Consider the following 18864-nt stretch of genomic DNA (forward strand, 5'->3'; position numbering starts at 1 on the left):
GTATTACTGCAAGCGTATTCTGTTAAAAAACAGAGACGAGGGATACGCATGCCGCATCCGCTTGTGAACGTTGCGAAAGAACTGGCCCCAGAATTTGAGAAACGTGCCGCAGATTGGGACAGATCGCGCAGGTATTGCTGGCAGAATGTTGGCGAATTGGCCGATGCTGGCATCATGGGTATGACCATTCCCAAGAAATATGGTGGGCAGGGCGCGAGTTTTCTGGATGTCACCATGGTGGTGGAAGAGATCGCAAAAGCCTGCACCCTGACCGCCCGCATCGTTGTCGAGGGCAACATGGGCGGCATCAGTGCGGTCATGGGGTACGGCAATGATGAGCAGAAGGCTTTTTGTGCTCAGCATGTCCTGGCAGGAGATAAGCCTGCGATCTGCATAACCGAACCTGACTCGGGAAGTGCCGCGACCGAAATGCAGACTACCGCGCGGAAACAGGGTCGCACATACATCCTCAACGGGTCCAAGCATTGGATCACTGGTGGAGGGGTCTCGAAGCTGCACCTGATCTTTGCCCGCGTGCTCGATGAGGCAGGCGTCGATCAGGGGATTGGCGGTTTCATTCTGTTTGCCGATCCGATGTCAGGTGATACGCCCAAGGGGTTCACCGTGGTGGGTCGCGAATACACGATGGGCCTTTGCGGTATGCCCGAAGCAGAATTGCGGTTCGAAAATATCGAGATCAACGAGAAATGGCTGGTCAAACCGCCTTCAGGATTGAAGCGTGGCTTTGCCGATCTGATGAACGCTTACAATTCGCAACGCGTCGGTGCGGGAGCAGTTGCTATGGGTGTTGCGGCAGGGGCACTTGAACATGCAAAACGCTACCTCGTTCAACGTGAACAGTTCGGGCGCCCGCTTGCAGAATTCCAGGGGCTTCAATGGATGCTGGCCGATATGGACACGCAAGTTCATGCAGCTAGGCTGCTGCTCCATGAAGCGGCACGATCGCGTGGCCCAAACGGCAGTCAGTATCCCGATATGACCATGGCCGCCCGCGCCAAGCTTTTTGCGTCCGAGATGGCTATTAAGGTGGTCAGCGATGCGCTGCAGATGTTCGGCGCGCGCGGCTACAGCGATCGTGAACCTCTGGAGCGGATGTATCGCGATGTGCGCATGTTCACTATCGGCGGCGGGACCGCACAGATTCTCCGGACCCAAATCGCCGGAAATATTCTAGGCATTAAAACACCACAGACGCGGGACGGATACACGCGCCTTGCCGACATGGAGCGTTGCGCGGCTGAATAGAAGACCCTATGAAAAATGAAAAAGGACTTTCGGGCCGCCGACTTTCTTGTGCCGCAGCCCTACGCGGCTGCGTGCCGTCACGCGTTCGGCATGCTCGGCCGACGGTTTTTTCGCGTTAATCTACTTGCCTATTTAGCCAACTTAGCTGCGCAAGAAAGGCGCTACATTCATGCGCCAGAGAAGTTTGCGACCGAGCCAGCGAAACAAATGCAATTTTACGCTGCGTAAAATGGCTGGGCTATTTTTCGACAATCGTAAACTTCCTAAATGAGATCTGCCTAGGCGGGCAAGTTTAGCGTGTACGCCAAGCAATTACTTCGATTCCCGAAAGGAAAGCTGCGATGAAAAAGTTCATTTTTGTTGCTCTCATCAGTCTTACCGCATGCACTCAGTATCCGATGCAGAAGCCACTGATGGTTGACGGAACCAGGAATGCGACCTTCTACACAGATGAGGCTGAATGCCGATTGATGGCCGCGAGTTTCAATCCTGGGCAGCGTAAAATGGATGCTACGTTCGGCGCTATTGATGGCGCGGTTACTGGTTGGGTTGTTGGCGAGAAGGAAGATGTCATCGGAGGTGCGATCGCAGGTGGCATCGTCGGATCTGTGCGCGGCCAGTACAATGACGAAATGGCGCGGCGTCATGTGCTTGTGAACTGCATGCAGGTGCGTGGTCACGGTGTGGTGGGCTAGTAATGGCTGCAGATTACTCAGTGGTTTATCGAACTGGGCCTCGGCCCTGACTCAAAAAAGGGTCCGAACAGAGTTCGTAATTTTGGGGCAAATTCTGACCAGAGAAGGAGTGCTCTGATGCCGAATAAACGTTTCAGTTGTAAAAGTTAAAGAAACCGGCCTGATTGGGTGGGTGAACAGTGTCGCGCAGATCTTACAAAGATGCGTCTCGATTGCCTTGCATGTTGGCGCATCGAATTGACATATTCCACCCAGAAGCGCGCTTCTTTCAGGCTACAGGTGATCAACTTCCGCTTGTTGAGCACCGATGAGCAAAGTGTTTTGCAATGCCGAAACTATGTAAAAGGCCGTCCCAAAAAAACGCCAACTCTGACAAACCATCCCAGATATGGACCGGCAGCGATCGTTGGCCCGCTTGCGTGAAAGCTAGAAAATCGAACGACGATCTGATGATATAAAGTCAGCCATCTGACGTGGTTTACTTATTGCTGCGTACAAGGGTGATGCGATTCCAGATAACTGTGAAACCCACCGATGAATAGGTGTGCGGAAACTGGATAAGCCGGTCAAGAATCTGACAAACCAGCCTTCTGGAGGCTGGCCAACAGGTTCTCCTTAAAAGTGGCGTCAAGTTGCCAAATGGCAAGTATATCCGATGCAACAGATGAAAAATCTGGGCGTAGAACCAACAAGCTGCGTAGAGCCGCCTGGGCCTGTTCCCCATTTCCCAGTTTGCTGTGTAGCGCGGCCTGCCATAGATGGGTCCAGAAGAAACCTGGCATATCGATTTGTTCCAATTGTGCCAGCGCCGCTTCATAGTCGCCCCGGTCGAACTCGTAAAAAACCCGCGGAAACAGATACCACTGAGGATGCACAGGGTTCAGAGCGATTGCCCGGTCTACAATAGCAAGTCCTTTTTCCCATTCGCCACTGAACGCCAGACGCATCCCGTAATGGGCCAGAATGTCGGTGTCTTTCGGATTCAGGTCAATCGCCCGTTGCCCGGCCTCGCGGAACCCGGCAAAATCACCGAGCACGAACCGCATATTGGCCATCATCAGATGTCCCGCCGCCAGATTTGGGTCGATCTCGACCGCCCGGCGTGCTGCGGCATCGGCTGCGGCCAGAATCTGTTCGCGATTTCCGCCCAGCCCAAAACGTATCTGTTGCAGATACAGGTTCGACAGCACCGCCCAGGCCTCGGCATAATCCGGAGCCTTCTCAAGCGCGTTCAGGATGCAGGATTTGATTTCGGCATGGCGATCCAGATTGATGGTTACCTGATAGCTGTAATAACCAAGCACACAGTCATAAGCATCGCGATTGTTGGGTGGAATTCTATCGGCATCTCGCATCGCGCCAAGCGTCAGTAGCCCGTATTTCCCGGCCAGTTTACCCATTACATCTCGGATAATGCTGTCCTGTACCGCATAGATTTCCTCGGAGGTATTGCTGACCTCATAGCTTTGCGACCAGATATATCTTCGGTCTTTCAGATCAATGAGGCGTGCGGACAGGCGCAAGGTGTCGCCCCTGTCCATCACATTGCCTTCCAGCGCGAAATCAGCGTTGAATTCTGTACGCAAGCTCGTCGTATCAATCTCGGTTTCACCAGAATGCAGTGTGCTGCCAAGGGGCAAGACCCAGATGTCCCGGAACCGGATCAACTCGGTCGTCAACTGCCGGGTAAGACCATCGGCGAGGTACTCGGGGCCATCTCCCAGAGTTTCAAAGGGCAGTACAGCCACGACGGGCCCTTTGGGCAAGCTGTGATTTGCCTGTTCCTCTGGCGTCCCTGAACGGGTCAATCCCCAGATTAGCCCAAACAATGCCAGGCCAAAGGCGGCAGCCAGTCCAATCTGAGCGCGTCGTCGCCTCCTGAGTCCGGCCTTGGGCCGGGCGTCAGCAGGTGCCGGAACAGGGCCGGGCAGTGAAGATTTTTCGAACCGCGGCGCGTATCCTCCTTTGGGCATGGTGAGGCGTATCGGATCGCCCCGACCGGGCCCGGCATAATAGGTGTCAATCTCCTGCCGTAGTCGCCGCGCCTCAAGTCGGACAATCGGATCGACCTGCTGGTCGAAGCTTTCGTCGCGGTCAAAGACCGACATGGCAATCGACACGCCTTTGATCTGATCTGAACGACCGGCCAGATATTCCTGGATGATATAGTTCAGAAATGCGCGGCGTTTGGGGCTGGCGGTGAAATCCGGATGATCCAGGATACGTTGCATCTGTACCCGAATTTCGCGCTCGGTAGTATCCACTTCAATATCCCTCTGCCTCGGGAAAACCAAGGAAAACCATTATGTTGGCCTCGTTGATACATGTGTTTTTCGACAGGTGGCAACATGTTTGCACTTCTCGGGAAAAATTCTGCGGATAAGAGGGCCGCACTGCTGGTCGTACAGGCAGGCACCCGGCTTCCAAAAGATCGCGCATCTCGGCACTTCTGGACGTCAATGCACCGGCGGGACGAATTTCAACCTCGTGGTTCGTCCCGTCAGACCTCCTGCGCTGCGACCTCTTTTGAAGCGTTCATGATAGGAACCGATTATATATGCCACGCCGAACCACCTTACTCTTGACCGTCACCTTTTTGACGCTGACCTCAGGTCTTGCCGTCGCGCAGGATGATAGTCCTCAGCACTTTGACCCGAAGGGCAAGCTGCCCTCGGATTACACGATCGAATTCCAGCAAAACCAACGCAATAACCTGCCGTTCGATGACGAGCGTGACTTTGAAGAAAGCCGCAAGGGGCTAATTGCGGTTCCAGAATACCGCCAGATCAAAACCGAGGATGGCACCGTCGCCTGGGACATCGGCAGCTATGACTATCTGCTCGAGGGCAAAGAGTTCGACTCGATCCACCCGTCGTTGCAGCGTCAGGCGATCCTGAACATGAATTTCGGCCTGTACGAGATTCTCGACGACAGCATCTATCAGGTGCGTGGCTTCGATCTGTCCAACATCACTTTTATTCGTGGCGATACCGGCTGGATCATCTTTGACCCGCTGGCCTCCAAGGAAACTGCCGCTGCAGCGCTGAAGCTGCTGAACGACACCGTGGACGAACTTCCTGTCAAGGCGGTTGTCTATTCGCATTCCCACGCCGACCATTATGGCGGTGTGCGCGGAGTGATCACCGATGAGGACGTGGCAAACGGCGTGGAGGTGATCGCGCCCGAAGGTTTCATGGAACATGCGGTTTCCGAAAACGTCTATGCGGGCAACGTGATGAACCGCCGTCTGTTTTTCCAATACGGCGTATTGCTGCCACGCAGCCCGTTCGGTCATGTGGATCAGTCCATCGGCAAGAACATCTCGGCTGGCACCACGGGCCTGATCGAACCGACCCGCTATGTCTCGGACGCGTATGAAGAGATCACCGTAGACGGCGTGCGTATGATCTTCCAGAATACACCGGGTACTGAAGCACCTGCTGAGATGAATACTTATTTCCCCGACCTCAAGGCATTCTGGGCGGCGGAAAACATCACTGGCACAATTCACAACATCTATACCTTGCGTGGCGCACTGGTGCGCGATGCGCTGAGCTGGTCCAAGCATGTCAATGACGCTCTGTACAAGTTTGGGCAGGATGCCGAGTTGATGTTCGCCTCTCACTCTTGGCCCCGTTACGGAAATGAGCGCATTCAAGAAGTGATGCGTGCGCAGCGTGACACTTACGCCAATCTTAACAACGGGGTGTTGAATCTGGCCAACAAGGGCGTGACCATCAATCAGATTCACAACGTCTATGACGTGCCGGAAAGCCTGCAGCAGCAATGGGCCGCGCGCAGCTATCATGGCTCGGTCGAGCATAACAGCCGGGCGGTGATAAACCGTTATCTGGGCTACTGGGATGCCAACCCCACCACGCTCACACCTCTGTCGCCAGAAGACAGCGCGCCGCTGTTTGTCGAGATGATGGGCGGCGCCGAACCGATCCTGTCGAAAGGGCAGGAATTGGTGGACACCGGTAAATATCTTGAAGCGACCGAGATTCTAAACAAACTGGTCTACGCCGAGCCACAGAACCAGGCCGCCAAGGACCTGTTGGCCGACGCGTTCGAGCAGATCGGGTATCAGAAGGAAAGCCCTTCGGTCCGCAACTCGTTCCTTGGCGCGGCGTTCGAACTGCGCAACGGTATTCCGCAGGGCGCTACTATCGAGACCACCGGTCCCGATACGATCAAGGCGATGCAGACCACGATGTGGCTCGACTTTCTGGCCATTCGCGTCAATAGCGCCAAAGCCGCCGATATGGAGTTCACCATCAACCTGTCGATCCCCGACCGGGACGAGAACATCGTTGTCGAGATGAGCAATGCCACTCTGACTCATATCGTCGATCAGGTGGCGGAAGACGCCGATCTTTCGATCAGTCTGAGCCGCACGGACCTGGAAAAGGTCATGACCGGTGAGCGCAGATTGACCGAGATGCTCGCTGATGGCACCGCGCAGTCTGAGGGCAACGCCGAGATCGTAGCGCAACTGGCTTCGACCCTGGATCAATTCGATTTGGGTTTCGAGTTGATGCCCGGCACCGGTGCGCAGGATTTGACACCACCCGCCAATGATTTTGCCCAGCCCGGGTTAGCAAACTCGAGTGGCGGCTGAGGCGGGACCGTCCGATTGAAAGCTGGCTCAGGGTTTTGCTGCCCTGGGCCTCTCTCTTTCTGACTATTGGACCGGGAGAAGTTTTCGACCAGTAGTGCTGGTATCGGAGCAGCAGAATGCCCCGCCCGAACGACTGCTGGATTGTTACCGCCGTGCGCGGACTCTTTCATCCGTGGTGTCAATGCGGGATCAGAATCTTCAGCCTAAGAAAGCCAAAGCGCATGACGCAAAAATCAAACTGGGTTGTTCTGAAACTTGCAATTTGTGAACATCAGCCAAGATATCAAACTACCTAGAGGTCCCGATCCGTAGATTTCAATTCACTCCTGGACCCCGTCCCGTACAACGATTCAAAGAACTGGCTGCTTAGCGCCGCGGGTCGGATGGGTATCTTCGAACTGGAGGAAGCTTCACAACCCAACTGTCGAATGTGAAGTGGTCAGACCTTAGCTGCGAAATGCTATGATCGCTTCCAAATTTCGATAAGACACTGTGTGTCGCAAATCGAAGTATTTAGTGTAATCATTAATGTCTTTGCGGAAACGGCAGCCTTCAAAAAGATCATACGTAAGACCGTTCTGAGAACTACTTTAGCGAAACGAATACCTCAACGGGCTGTTTGGTCAGCCCGAACCCATATCTTGCGACACTTCTCAAGTCGTGAGACGAAACTGTATTTCAGGTTCATTGGACCGAAAGTAGTAACCTGATGTTAGAACAGTGGGACGATTAACTGGGCCAGAAATGCTTGTTCTCTGAAGAAGCACCCGTCACACTGTATTTTTCTTCAAGCCAAGGTACTAAATTTGGGTTAGAACGCACATTCTAACCAACGCTTCGCGACATTCTACAAACAGGAAATTCCTTGCCAAGTGGACTAGCCCCTGCCGAACTGATCGCAATCCTAATCGCCGTGACTGATGATCAGCCGCGTGTCATGACCTTGCGTGGCGGTAACGCGCTACCTTCGGGACCGTTCGAATCTTCACACCGCAGCTTGCAAAGCGGCTTGCGGGCCTGGATTGAGGCGCAGACCGGCCATCCGGTGGGATATCTTGAACAGCTTTACACCTTTGCAGACAAGGATCGCGATCCACGCTCAGGTTATGCCGACAACTCTCAGCGTATCTCGATCAGCTATCTCGGTCTGGTGCGGGAGCAGGATACTACTGGTGCTGGACGTCCGGCATGGCGTAGCTGGTATCAATACTTCCCATGGGAGGATCATCGCGATCGCAGCCCCGAAGAACTACCACAAATTATCAAACGTATCTCAGCTTGGGCAGGGAGTGATCCGCTAAAACTGCAGCGTGTGGACTATCTGTTTGGTCTGAATGGGAAGACCTGGAACGAAGAGCTGGTTTTGCAACGTTATGAGCTTATGTACGAAGCAGGGCTTGTTGACACTACTGAATTCGGTCGTCACATGGAAGCGGACAACCGTCGCATTCTCGCCACCGGCATATCTCGCTTGCGGGCCAAGATAAAATACTCTCCGGTTGTGTTCGAGCTCATGCCCGAAAGCTTCACCTTGCTGCAGTTACAGCGCACAGTTGAAGCGCTGTCTGGTCTACACCTGCACAAACCCAATTTTCGCCGCCAGATTGATCAGCAGGAATTGATTGAAGATACCGGCGAAATGTCCAGCGGCACCGGTGGTCGTCCGGCACGCCTGTTCCGATATCGGCCGGCCATTCTAGAGGCTCGCATGCTGTCGGGCGTCAGATTACCTCTCTCCCGCTCCTGAACCTCGCTTGACATAATCTCGAATCGAGAATAAGCATAACCTCAATATACTCGATTCGAGTATAAATGGAGAAGCCAATGAAAGATTTTCGCCTTCCAGACCTCTACGACCGGGTAAAGCAGATCATCCCGCAACCCGAATGGATGCTGTTTGAAGATGATCTGGAAGCCATCCTTGATCTCAAGCGTGAGAGGAATGCGGTCATCCTCGCCCACAATTACCAAACGCCGGAGATCTTCCACGGAGTTGCCGATATCGTGGGCGACAGCCTTGCGCTTGCGCGCGAAGCTGTCGAGGTTGATGCCGATGTAATTGTGTTGGCTGGTGTGCATTTTATGGCGGAAACTGCCAAGCTGCTGAATCCGGATAAGACAGTGCTGATCCCAGATTTGGGGGCGGGGTGTTCACTGGCGGATTCCATCACACCCGAGGATATTGCGCTTCTGCGCGAAGCCCATCCAGGCGTTCCGGTGATCACATATGTAAACACTTCGGCAGCGGTGAAGGCGGCATCGGATATCTGCTGCACGTCGGGCAACGCAGTAAAGGTGGTGGAATCCCTCGGGGTGTCGCGCGTGTTGATGATCCCGGACGAGTATCTCGCCAAGAACGTCGCCAAAGAGACCGATGTCGAATTGATCGCATGGCATGGACATTGCGAGGTGCACGAACTGTTTACTCCAGCCGATATACGTGAAATGCGCGAAGCGTGGCCGGGTGTTACGGTCCTGGCCCATCCTGAGTGCCCGCCCGAAGTGGTTGCCGAAGCAGATTTTTCTGGCTCTACCGCAGTCATGTCGGATTTCGTCGGTGACAAAAAACCGACGAGGGTTTGCCTGCTGACCGAATGCTCGATGAGCGACAACGTGGCGCTGAACCATCCTGAGGTGGAATTCGTGCGCCCCTGTAACCTGTGTCCACATATGAAGCGCATTAGTCTGCGCAACATTCGCAACGCATTGGAACTGGGCCATCACGAAGTCACCGTCGATCCGGCCATCGCCGAAGATGCGCGCCGCGCGGTAGAACGGATGCTGGCAGTGAAATGATCTGGCTCGAAGGGCTTCATGGTCGAACTGCCATCATCGGTGGCGGCATCGCCGGGCTGACGGCTGCGCTGGAACTAGCTCCACAACCCGTAGTACTAATCACCCGTGCAGGGCTGGGCCAGGAATGTTCCAGCGCTTGGGCTCAAGGAGGGATTGCCGCCGAACTAGGCACGGATGGTGATCCTGCGCAACACTTGGCCGATACTTTGCGGGCGGGCGACGGGCTGTGCGACGAAACCGTGGCGTCGGCCATTCTCTGCGAAGCGCAAAAGGCGATCACTGTGCTAGAGAATCATGGCGTTCGTTTCGATAGAACCGCCGACGGCACATATGCCTTGGGGCGCGAGGCCGCGCATTCCCGCCGCCGCATACTGCATGCAGGCGGCGACCGCACCGGAGCCGAAATCACATCGGCCCTTGCGCGTGCTGTGTTGCAATGCCAGTCGATCACTTGCTTGACCGGAGTCGAAGCCCGACGGGTGTTGACGCTAGACGGACACGTCACAGGCGTTCATCTGCAAAAAGATGCCCAAGCAGAGGTATTGCGCACATCTCAGGTCGTTATGGCGACAGGCGGTTGCGGCGGTCTGTTTGATGCCAGCACCAACCCTTCAGGTAATTTCGGCCAGGGCGTCATGATGGCCGCCCGCGCCGGGGCCGCCTTGCGCGATATGGAATTTGTCCAGTTTCATCCCACCGCGTTGGATACCAAGCAGACACCTCTGGCATTGGTCAGTGAAGCCGTCCGGGGCGAGGGCGCAATTCTGATCGACCAAACCGGCAAGCGCTTCATGTCGCATATTCCGGGGGCTGAACTGGCCCCGCGCGACGTGGTGGCTCGTGCCGTGCATCAGGTCATATTGGAAGGTGGGCGAGTGTTTCTTGATGCTCGTGCCGCGCTTGGTGCCGAATTTGTCCAGCGGTTCCCTGGCATCCATGCATTGTGCGCAGCAAGCGGAATTGATCCGGCGCGCGATCCCATACCGATACTTCCGGCTGCGCATTACCACATGGGCGGTATCGCCGTTGATGAGCATGGAAGAAGCACTCTGTCAGGCCTTTGGGCCATAGGTGAATGCGCGGCCACTGGCCTGCATGGTGCCAATCGCCTTGCTAGCAATTCACTGCTGGAGGCGGTGGTGATGGGACGCCGCGCCGCAAATGATGTTGCCAAGGCAGAAATGAGAAACCTGTCATTTGTTCCTACAGTTACCGCTCTGCCTCGTTCTGACCCTAGCTCTGTCCGGCCTTTGGCTACAAAATTTCTGGGTTTGATCCGCGACGAGGTGGGATTGCGTCAAGTCATTTCAAAGTTATCTCCGTTGGTCGAAACCACTGCCTGCGCTTCTGACCCGGCACTAGTCGCGCTTTCGATCGCGGTCTTTGCCGATCTGCGCCGAGAATCGCGTGGCGGACATTACCGAAGCGACTTCCCCAATCCTGAGGCGAACGCGCAATCTCTTTTGATGACTCTGACCGAAGTACTTGCTCATGCGAGTTTGAACAGTCAGGAACCCTTTCTGAGGACTGCTTGAGAAATGACTATCATGCCCCTAGCCCCGTTGCCCCGAACGATGCTGGAGCCGGTGATCCGCCGCGCACTTGATGAAGATTTGGGCCTCGCCGGAGATGTCACCTCTTCGGCTGTTATTCCTTCGGATCATGTTTCCGAAGTTGTGGCTTGCGCGCGTCAATCCGGATGTATTTCCGGTCTGGATTGTGCTGAATTGGCTTGTGAGCTGATAGATCCGGCGATCAAAGTAATCCGTCATGTCGAGGATGGTGGGACAGTCGTGCCCGGCACAGTGATCGCTACCTTCAAAGGACCATCGCGCAGTCTGCTGATTGCTGAACGTACGGCGCTCAACTTCTTGGGTCATCTATCGGGTATTGCAAGTGTGACAGCCGATATGGTTCGCCGCGTCGAAGGCACGCGTGCTGCCATCGTCTGTACCCGAAAAACAACGCCCGGTTTGCGGGCTTTAGAGAAATACGCTGTGCGATCAGGCGGCGGCATGAACCATCGCTACTCCCTAAGTGACGCGGTGCTGATCAAGGACAACCACATCGCTATAGCCGGGGGTGTCCGCCCAGCCTTGACTCGGGCCAAAGAGACAGTCGGTCATATGGTCAAGATCGAGATCGAGGTCGACACGCTGGAGCAGCTGGCCGAAGTTCTGAAAATCGGTGTTGATGCGGTGCTTCTGGATAACATGGATCCAAGAACCTTAAGCGAAGCTATAGGCATGATTGATGGTCAAGCCATTGCCGAAGCTTCAGGCGGGATAACCCCAGATAATGTGCGGGCTGTGGCGAACACCGGTGTTAATTTGATTTCTATGGGCTGGATCACCCATAGTGCACACTGCCTCGATATTGGTCTGGATTTTGTGCTCTAACAGCACCAAGAGTAAACCAACAGTTACGACGCTCATTGCCCAAATTGTCGAAATCAACGGCCTTTCCAAAAGATTGCCAACGGCAAGAGCATCGCGCGCACCATAGGAATCAAGGCAATCAAAAGGTGCGCGGCGGCGCAGCCTGCCTGTTCAGTCTTGTCGCTCCGTTAGCCAGCTAAGCTGGGCAAGTTTTAAGTCGCATTCATTCGTCAGAGAGTTGGCGACCGAACCTTTCGTTCTCGCCCACACTCGATTTCTTATGCTGCTCAAATAAGCAGGCCATGACATCTCAATTCGGAGAAACCGCATCGTCGGCGTCATTGCCTCCGGACGTTTTACCCTCATGGCCGAAGAAAGTCGGATCAGTCTCAAAATCAGGCGCAAGGAACTTGGACATCTGGTCAGGGCTGTCTGTTTCTATATTATATATCAATAATTTATCCGGTTGGTCCTTAAAAAATTCGGGCACCTCCTGATGATGCCGATCCCATTCTTCTGACCAATGATCAATTACCTGATCAACCGACTCGAAATTCATACCCTTACGATAACGCTCGGCATAAAACCCATTGCCATGGTTTCGGCGACTTGCGATCCACCTGTCTTTGTCTCGAGTGTTCAATATGAAATAGGAATTGGGATAATATGCCGCGAGTTGACGAAAATAACGGCAACCTTCAATCACGCGCGAGCCGCTCACCATCTGCATGTCGGTGTAGCCGACCCAACGGTCAATGCCATTGAGCGGCGCATAACCATACTTAAGATTGTTAGCGAGCGCGCGGGCCAGATTGCCACGCTTGAAGTGAACCGTCGGAATGCCGTTGTTATCTAGAAAGGCGGAAATCGACCTTGTGCCGCACTTGTTGAAACCGACCTGAAATATCCGCCGCGTACGGCCTGCACGAGTAGACAGATATTCAGGATGGGTTTTTGATGATTGCGGCACGAAGGAAGGCTCCTACTCGGACTCTGCGGCGGCTTTCTGGTTCGCGCGCATGGCAACTGAAATAAGCTGACGGGCCGTATGCTCCATCAGAGGTGTGGTTTGGCCAGCCATCATCAGGCGAGCAAAAAACGCGCGTTCAGGTTCTGACTCCAAAAGTTCCTTAAATCGCTTGTGCCGCCATTCGCAGGCCTTGTCATGTAGCTTCTTCAGTGTGGCATCTGATTTTAGCTCGGTAACCCGAGCAGCCCGTGCCAATTGGTAGCGGGAAATAGAGACGTCCTGATCGCTGTTAAAGTTGTAATCGACCCAATAATCCATGCCGATTTTCTCTTTGAAATGCACCCCACGTCCACGCGCACGTTTGAGCAGAAAGGAGTCCATCGCGCCCAAAGCATAATGGTTAAGCTGAACCGTCATGGTCGTATCTTGCGTATAGTTGGAAAATACCCGCTGGCGGCGATGATCGCCACCAAGCAAACGGCCTGATCCATCATACCAGCGCGCCTCATCCACGCGGGTCTGATCAGGCGAAATTGGCCGATGAATGCCTGGTTTACGGTAAATCCCGTTGTTGCGATAAAGCGTTTTGAACATCGAGGCGCGCCACGGCCAAAGGATGGGTTTGGGGGCGCAGGAAGTGAACTGTTCGGTCACCGGCGCATCTTCAAAATAAACGATCCCTGCATTTCCGAATAGCCGCCAGGTGAGCGTGATCGCATCCGCCTCGGGGAGGCTATGGATGAGCGCGTTTAATGAGCCGTCGCCAATATGGATATTTACAAACTCATCAATATCGAGCGCCAGTATCCAGTCTGCTTCTTTCAATAGAGGATGTTTGGCGGCTTGTTTCATAGCCTGCCACTGTACGCTCTTATCAGGCTTGGCTTCATGGCTGACATGAGTGATTTGCCCCATCTCTTCGAGTCGGTGCAACATCAGATCGGTGCCATCCGCGCAATCATTTGAGAAGATCAGAAAATCAGTGAAACCAACCATCTGATGATGGGCGAGCCATTCCAACAGGAACGCGCCTTCATCTTTGACCGTCAGGATCGCTAGCTTTCGTGTCATTCTATTCCTTTGATCCGACGCTTCAGTCTGGTCATTCGCCAGACCGCATGTGATGTGGTGCTCATTGAGAATAACGGTTTTGCAGATGTTCTGTACTGCGAATTTCACATAGGAACGAAAAATGTACGGCGCGGCATCATGTTGCCAACTTGGGCGATTTCCAACTCGGTGGTAGGTGGATCTAAAAGGCTGAGAGTGAACCGGATAGATGCACTTATTGTTCAATTAGCCGTCGTAGCCCGACAGATCCGTTTGCAAGTGCAGATCGGCGGTAAGACTTCAGCGCTGCCTGCAGATCGCTGAGTTCTGCATCACTCGCCTCTGAAATGCGGGTCAGGCTTGCCTCCAACCCATTGTCAGCAATCAGCATTGGTGGTCGGTAACAGGCCTCTGACCAGCGGTCCATGACGATCGGCACACAGAATCCACCCGATGAGGACAGGGCAGATGTGATCTTGATCCGTTGATATTGTTCATAGTCAAATGGCATGAGCGGATGTATCACCTGAGCGCCCGCCAGTGCGTCAAAATACGCGGCATGCCCGACCTGCCCGCTGTTGTCCAAAGGCACGCACGTAAAACGCGCGTCAAGCTTTCGGTCCTGGATCTCACTTTCAACCTTGGCGCGATCTCCGCCTCCTGACGGCAGGATGAAATGCAGATTCTGAAAGGCGTCCGGTCGATTGCCAAGAAGTTCCAGCAGGCCAGGGTAATCACGTGTCCGCATGTTAACGTTGCCGGGGATCACGACCTGACGCGGCTGGCCCAACTTTGGTTCCGGATCATCGATCCAATAAAACGGCTCCAACGTCGCGATCCTGTCCATATGGGCTTTGCCCACCCGGCTGATCCATTCAGCCGTGACATGTGCACTCAGGCTGATGTAGCGCGCATTTGGCATCTGAAGCGTCTCGCGCAGGGGTGCCATCTGGCTGAACTGATCCAGATTATGCAGGACCATGATCAATGGCTTCTTCACTCCATGCGCCCAGCTTGCCGCTTTTGGACGACTCAAAGAGGCCATGAGGACGAAGTCATGTTCGGCCGCTTCAATTGCAGCCATAGTAGATTTGATATGTTTTGGTGCATCCGCAGCCCGGTAATCCGGCGTGCTTAAAGGCACATACTCAACATCAAATTCCAATCCCGGGACCAAGGCCATGATATCTCCGCGCAGCTTTAAGATCCGGCGATGCAGAAAGATTCGTGGTCGGTACCCGTTGGCATTACAGGCGGCCACCAAGCTGGGGATGACTTCTTCATGGCGCGGTTCAAATTGTACAATTGCACAGCGCTTCATAGTTTCTTCCTGTTGCCTGGGTTGCCTCGGGCACTCGTTTTCGGTTTGACCCTGTGGAAGTTGTCTATCGATAGCTACACTTGCCGTCTACATCCAACGCCGAACAGGCCGGATCTCAGACCAGATTGTTTGAGCAGAGGTATCCGGTGTGATGGTATTTCCCAGCGTTGCGGTTTCGTTCACTATTCCGATAAAAAGCGGGTTTTAGCAGATCATCACAATCTGGGTCTGTAACTCCGCGGGTCTCGCGTAGATGACTGGCGTGTGATTTGGGGAATAAGGGCTCAAGACGCGCTATATTTGCGCCAGCCAACCAATATAAGTCAGACATATTCACCGCTCGATTTCGAACCGTGAATCGCGCTAGCAAGGTCCGTTTGCTGGGTCGGGATTTGCCGCAGGGTTGCTCTATCAAAGCTTGGTCGTAATGGGCTTGGGTTTCTGCCGAACAGAAGCGGTTTAAGCCCTATCTTCTGTAGGTTTGAAGCGAATGATGACGCAGCATTGTCAAAACGTGAAGCGAGAAGTTTCCAATCTCTTAGTTTACGAGCGGGATCTCGATGCAGTTTCTGCGCCTGCTATGTCGATTGCGAGATGCGATGCGGGTGGGAAATCAATGGTTCCTGGTTTTGGGTCCACTTGTTTCGATGCGGCGTTTGCCTGCGATGTTGTAGTAGGGGATCTGGTCCAGATCGCAGAGAAAGGTGCCTGGAGCGGCAACGGCTTTCACGTCGCTTGCGATGGGTTGGAAATCCGCCCGGAAATGTGTGGTGCTTTTGACACAGATCACTGAATAGGATGTGGGATTCAGGCCGATATGGGTGAAATGAGCGCGGTCTAGGCATTGGTTGCGCACACTGGTGACGACCAAGTCTATCTTCGCGCCAGACTCTATCATCCTCAGAGCGGCCGTTTTGCCAAGCGTCGCGATGCCGCCTCCGTACATCTCACCTGAGTATCGGCAGATGCCATCTCCGATGGCCAGAACTTCGAACTTTGCCTCAACGGGGTGGTGCCCGGGCAGACCTGATTTTCCGCCGATGGCCAGGTTCAGTTTTGCGCCTTGGCCTGCACGATGCGCTTTCTCTGCGCTTTCGGCGTCGTGGAAGAGACCCATCAAAACCTCCTGCGCTTCCCCCTCGATCAAAGCGGCCAGAAGTCCGGTGGTATCGGATGTGCCGCCTGCGCCTGCGTTGTCCTGTACATCCGCTAACACGAGCGGTTTGTCGCGATGCGAACGACAGGCCAGAACGGCTTCGTCCAACGACAACATAGAGCAGTCCACATCAGGTTCTCGGGCCAGAAAAAGGTCGACAATTTGATCTACTGCGGCGGTCGCTTGCGCGGCACTGGTCGCGTAGGCAACGCAGGACGGACCAGTATCGGGATAGTCTGCCGCTGTAAAACCCAGTGCGATTTCTGCATAGACATGGGCCTGTTCGAACCGGGTGGGCAACTGATAAATCTCATCAAACGGTGCAGCCCAGGTGTATTGCGCATGTAATGGGATCAGATAGGGCACCTGCCGGAAGGCTTTGTGCAGCTTCTCTCCTGCCAGTAGCCTTTGCAGAACCGGTACGCATCGCGCACCGGTTTCGCCCATATCGAGGTGCGGGTACGTGCGGAAAATTGCCAGATAGTCCGCCTGCGAGATCATCTGGTCAGAGATATTGGCATGCAGGTCAAGGCTCGCCACGACCGGAACATCCCGCCCTACCAGATCACGTACTCGGCGCAACAGCTCTCCCTCACCATCGGCAAGGCTTTCAGTCACCATGGCACCGTGCAGGTCGAGATACACTCCGTCCAGCGGTCCCGCGCCGCGAAGGCCATCCAAGATCATAGTACATATCTTCTCGAACGCGTGATCCGTGACATGAGCGCTAGGTTCCGCCGCACACCACAGGATCGGGAAAAGCTCGAAACCTGCCTGGTTCGCGGCGGAAGAAAACCCGGCGATGGGTAGGTTCATACCTTTGGTGTCCGCGATGACACGCGGGCCATGCAACATTTCGGGCCATGAATCTGCCATCTCGAACTCGGGCAGACCCGCTTTGGTCGCTCCGAAGCAGTTGGTTTCGTGTTGAAATCCGGCAATGGCAATGCGTTTGGCTGTCATTCTAAAATTCCAGTTCTTTTCTGGATTTGGTGATGCCAAACACAATCTGACCTCGCCGGATGGTTGCAACAATCGATGTGTCTAGCAGCCGTTCAGGATCATCTAGGGGATTGCGAGAAAGGATGGCGAAATCTGCCAGTTTTCCGGGCTCAATCGAACCGCGCTGATCTTCTTTAAACACTTGCCACGCCGCATCGATGGTTTGTGCCCGTAGCGCAGACAGTACGCTGACCTTTTCCTTTTCACCCAGTTGCCGGCCGGATGCAGTCAGTCGATTCACCGCGCAATGCGCCAGATGGATTGGCCGCGTTGGCGTAACCGACGCGTCATTGTGGATCGTATAGCGTACACCGTATCGTTCCGCAGTTGCGGCTGGCGAAATCCGTTCAGCGCGTTCCGGTCCGAGGAAGGTATCGTAATGTCGGTCCCCCCAGAAATGCACATGTGCTGAAAAGAAGCTGACAGTTATTCCTAGCCGCGCCATGCGGTCCAGTTGATCGTCGCGCAGAACCTGGCCGTGGATGATTGTATGGCGGTGATCGTCTCGCGGATGCGCTAACAAGGCCTTGTCCACCGCATCGATGAACATCTCGGACCCGGCATCCCCGTTGCAATGGCAGTGGATCTGAAACCCCATAGCGTGTAGGCGGAGAACCTCGGAATCCATGTCGACCTGCGTGGCATAGATCATGCCACAGGGGTGATCGGGGTCCAGCGACTTGTGGTAGGGCGCAGACAGATAGGCAGTCTGTAACTGGAATGCGCCATCGGTAAACAGCTTGCGCGCACCCAGCGTAAAATGTGGGTTGCCGGGCCAGTTATCGTCGATCCAGCCCTGGCTCAGAGCCGGTTCCAGATCGGCAATTGGCAATAATTCCAAATCAATGCCGGGATCCTGATCGGCACGAAGGCTGGCAAAGTGGTCGAGCATAACCTGCGATGCCCAAGCGTTCTGTGCATAAGTTACTCCGTGGGACAAATACTCATCACGGCAGGCGTTGAACCCTTGCCAGAACCTGTCCCGGCCGATCAGAAAATCAGTATCGCCCATTTCGCCCATGGCCGACAGCCCTTCGACCAGCCCCGTCAGGGCGCCGGTATCGGGGTCGCGGCCATAACGCCCTCCGGCCGGGTCCGGGGTGTCGCGATTGACGCCATGCAGCTTCAGCGCCATCGAATTGGCCGCGCCGTTGTGACCCGAAGCATGCAGAACCCAGATTGGATGCGCCGTTGAGACATCATCCAGTTCGGCCCGGGAGGGCATGCGGCCTTCTGAAATGGCGGTGTTGTCGAACAAAACGCCCATCACCCAATCGCCCTCAGGCGTCTCTTCGGCCCGGCAGCGCAGCTTTTCCAAAGCTTGCGCCATATCCATACACGCGCCGCGCGGAGGTGATGCAAGATCAACCCGAAACAGCTGGATGAAGCCGGGATCTGGGAAGTGGCCGTGCGAGTCGATGAAGGCTGGGATCAGGGTCTGGCCAGCTAGGTCATATACACCCGCATCGGATGACATCTGCCGCCGCAGCGTTGCTTCGTCCCCCACCGCAATGATGACATCGTCCCGCACCAACACCGCCTCGGGTCGGGAATTGTCGGCGTCCATCGTCAGGATGGGACCGCCAAAATAGAGTGTTTCCCTCATCCT

13 protein-coding genes are annotated in these 18864 nt (G+C 54.7%); 7 read left to right on the forward strand and 6 right to left on the reverse strand.

Annotation, left to right across the window (positions count from 1 at the left end):
• Positions 1-48: 48 nt before the first annotated feature.
• Together acdA and ACR0EN_RS08350 are read left to right on the forward strand one after the other, a co-directional pair.
• Positions 49-1266, forward strand: coding sequence for a 3-sulfinopropanoyl-CoA desulfinase (gene acdA / locus ACR0EN_RS08345; RefSeq protein WP_170818224.1), 1218 nt, complete (start codon positions 49-51; stop codon positions 1264-1266).
• Positions 1267-1607: 341 nt separating this feature from the next.
• On the forward strand, positions 1608-1961 hold the full coding sequence (locus tag ACR0EN_RS08350; RefSeq protein WP_170394225.1) for a hypothetical protein: 354 nt from the start codon (positions 1608-1610) through the stop codon (positions 1959-1961).
• Positions 1962-2527: 566 nt separating this feature from the next.
• On the opposite strand, the gene ACR0EN_RS08355 is transcribed toward ACR0EN_RS08350, so the two are convergent.
• A complete protein-coding gene (locus ACR0EN_RS08355; RefSeq protein ID WP_170818223.1) occupies positions 2528-4225 on the reverse strand; it encodes a hypothetical protein in 1698 nt (565 codons plus the stop codon).
• Between the two features lie 293 nt (positions 4226-4518).
• On the opposite strand from ACR0EN_RS08355, the gene ACR0EN_RS08360 reads away from it, so the two are divergent.
• The 5 genes from ACR0EN_RS08360 to nadC all read left to right on the forward strand — a co-directional run bounded on the left by ACR0EN_RS08360 (position 4519) and on the right by nadC (position 11777).
• Entirely contained in the window at positions 4519-6582 is a 2064-nt protein-coding gene (locus ACR0EN_RS08360; protein ID WP_170818222.1) for an alkyl sulfatase dimerization domain-containing protein, read from the forward strand.
• An 865-nt stretch (positions 6583-7447) separates the two neighbouring features.
• Positions 7448-8329 (forward strand): NrtR DNA-binding winged helix domain-containing protein, encoded by an 882-nt coding sequence (locus ACR0EN_RS08365; RefSeq protein ID WP_170818221.1) that lies wholly within the window; start codon positions 7448-7450, stop codon positions 8327-8329.
• A gap of 77 nt (positions 8330-8406) precedes the next feature.
• Positions 8407-9378, forward strand: a complete 972-nt coding sequence (gene nadA / locus ACR0EN_RS08370) for a quinolinate synthase NadA (protein WP_170625571.1) — start codon at positions 8407-8409, stop codon at positions 9376-9378.
• The gene (locus ACR0EN_RS08375) at positions 9375-10913 is read left to right on the forward strand and encodes an L-aspartate oxidase (RefSeq protein WP_170818220.1); all 1539 of its coding nucleotides are present in this window, start codon (positions 9375-9377) and stop codon (positions 10911-10913) included. The genes nadA and ACR0EN_RS08375 overlap by 4 nt, the downstream gene beginning before the upstream one ends.
• A gap of 3 nt (positions 10914-10916) precedes the next feature.
• Positions 10917-11777, forward strand: coding sequence for a carboxylating nicotinate-nucleotide diphosphorylase (nadC, locus tag ACR0EN_RS08380; RefSeq protein ID WP_480586167.1), 861 nt, complete (start codon positions 10917-10919; stop codon positions 11775-11777).
• 289 nt (positions 11778-12066) lie between these two features.
• On the opposite strand, the gene ACR0EN_RS08385 is transcribed toward nadC, so the two are convergent.
• The 5 genes from ACR0EN_RS08385 to ACR0EN_RS08405 form a co-directional block, all read right to left on the reverse strand.
• Positions 12067-12726, reverse strand: a complete 660-nt coding sequence (locus ACR0EN_RS08385; protein WP_170818218.1) for a sulfotransferase — start codon at positions 12724-12726, stop codon at positions 12067-12069.
• A gap of 12 nt (positions 12727-12738) precedes the next feature.
• A complete protein-coding gene (locus ACR0EN_RS08390) occupies positions 12739-13797 on the reverse strand; it encodes a glycosyltransferase family 2 protein (RefSeq protein ID WP_480586170.1) in 1059 nt (352 codons plus the stop codon).
• Positions 13798-14011: 214 nt separating this feature from the next.
• Entirely contained in the window at positions 14012-15097 is a 1086-nt protein-coding gene (locus ACR0EN_RS08395) for a hypothetical protein (RefSeq protein WP_480586173.1), read from the reverse strand.
• Positions 15098-15710: 613 nt separating this feature from the next.
• Positions 15711-17216, reverse strand: a complete 1506-nt coding sequence (locus ACR0EN_RS08400) for a M81 family metallopeptidase (RefSeq protein ID WP_170818216.1) — start codon at positions 17214-17216, stop codon at positions 15711-15713.
• Between the two features lies 1 nt (position 17217).
• Positions 17218-18861 (reverse strand): amidohydrolase, encoded by a 1644-nt coding sequence (locus ACR0EN_RS08405; RefSeq protein WP_480586176.1) that lies wholly within the window; start codon positions 18859-18861, stop codon positions 17218-17220.
• Positions 18862-18864: the final 3 nt, after the last annotated feature.

The organism is Ruegeria sp. AB7, from assembly GCF_056542625.1.

Bases quoted from the DNA above. Each gene is read 5' to 3' on its own strand.
- acdA (WP_170818224.1), top strand. From the start codon at position 49: ATGCCGCATCCGCTTGTGAACGTTGCGAAAGAACTGGCCCCAGAATTT.
- ACR0EN_RS08350 (WP_170394225.1), top strand. From the start codon at position 1,608: ATGAAAAAGTTCATTTTTGTTGCTCTCATCAGTCTTACCGCATGCACT.
- ACR0EN_RS08360 (WP_170818222.1), top strand. From the start codon at position 4,519: ATGCCACGCCGAACCACCTTACTCTTGACCGTCACCTTTTTGACGCTG.
- nadA (WP_170625571.1), top strand. From the start codon at position 8,407: ATGAAAGATTTTCGCCTTCCAGACCTCTACGACCGGGTAAAGCAGATC.
- ACR0EN_RS08375 (WP_170818220.1), top strand. From the start codon at position 9,375: ATGATCTGGCTCGAAGGGCTTCATGGTCGAACTGCCATCATCGGTGGC.
- nadC (WP_480586167.1), top strand. From the start codon at position 10,917: ATGACTATCATGCCCCTAGCCCCGTTGCCCCGAACGATGCTGGAGCCG.
- ACR0EN_RS08390 (WP_480586170.1), bottom strand. From the start codon at position 13,797: ATGACACGAAAGCTAGCGATCCTGACGGTCAAAGATGAAGGCGCGTTC.
- ACR0EN_RS08395 (WP_480586173.1), bottom strand. From the start codon at position 15,097: ATGAAGCGCTGTGCAATTGTACAATTTGAACCGCGCCATGAAGAAGTC.
- ACR0EN_RS08400 (WP_170818216.1), bottom strand. From the start codon at position 17,216: ATGACAGCCAAACGCATTGCCATTGCCGGATTTCAACACGAAACCAAC.
- ACR0EN_RS08405 (WP_480586176.1), bottom strand. From the start codon at position 18,861: ATGAGGGAAACACTCTATTTTGGCGGTCCCATCCTGACGATGGACGCC.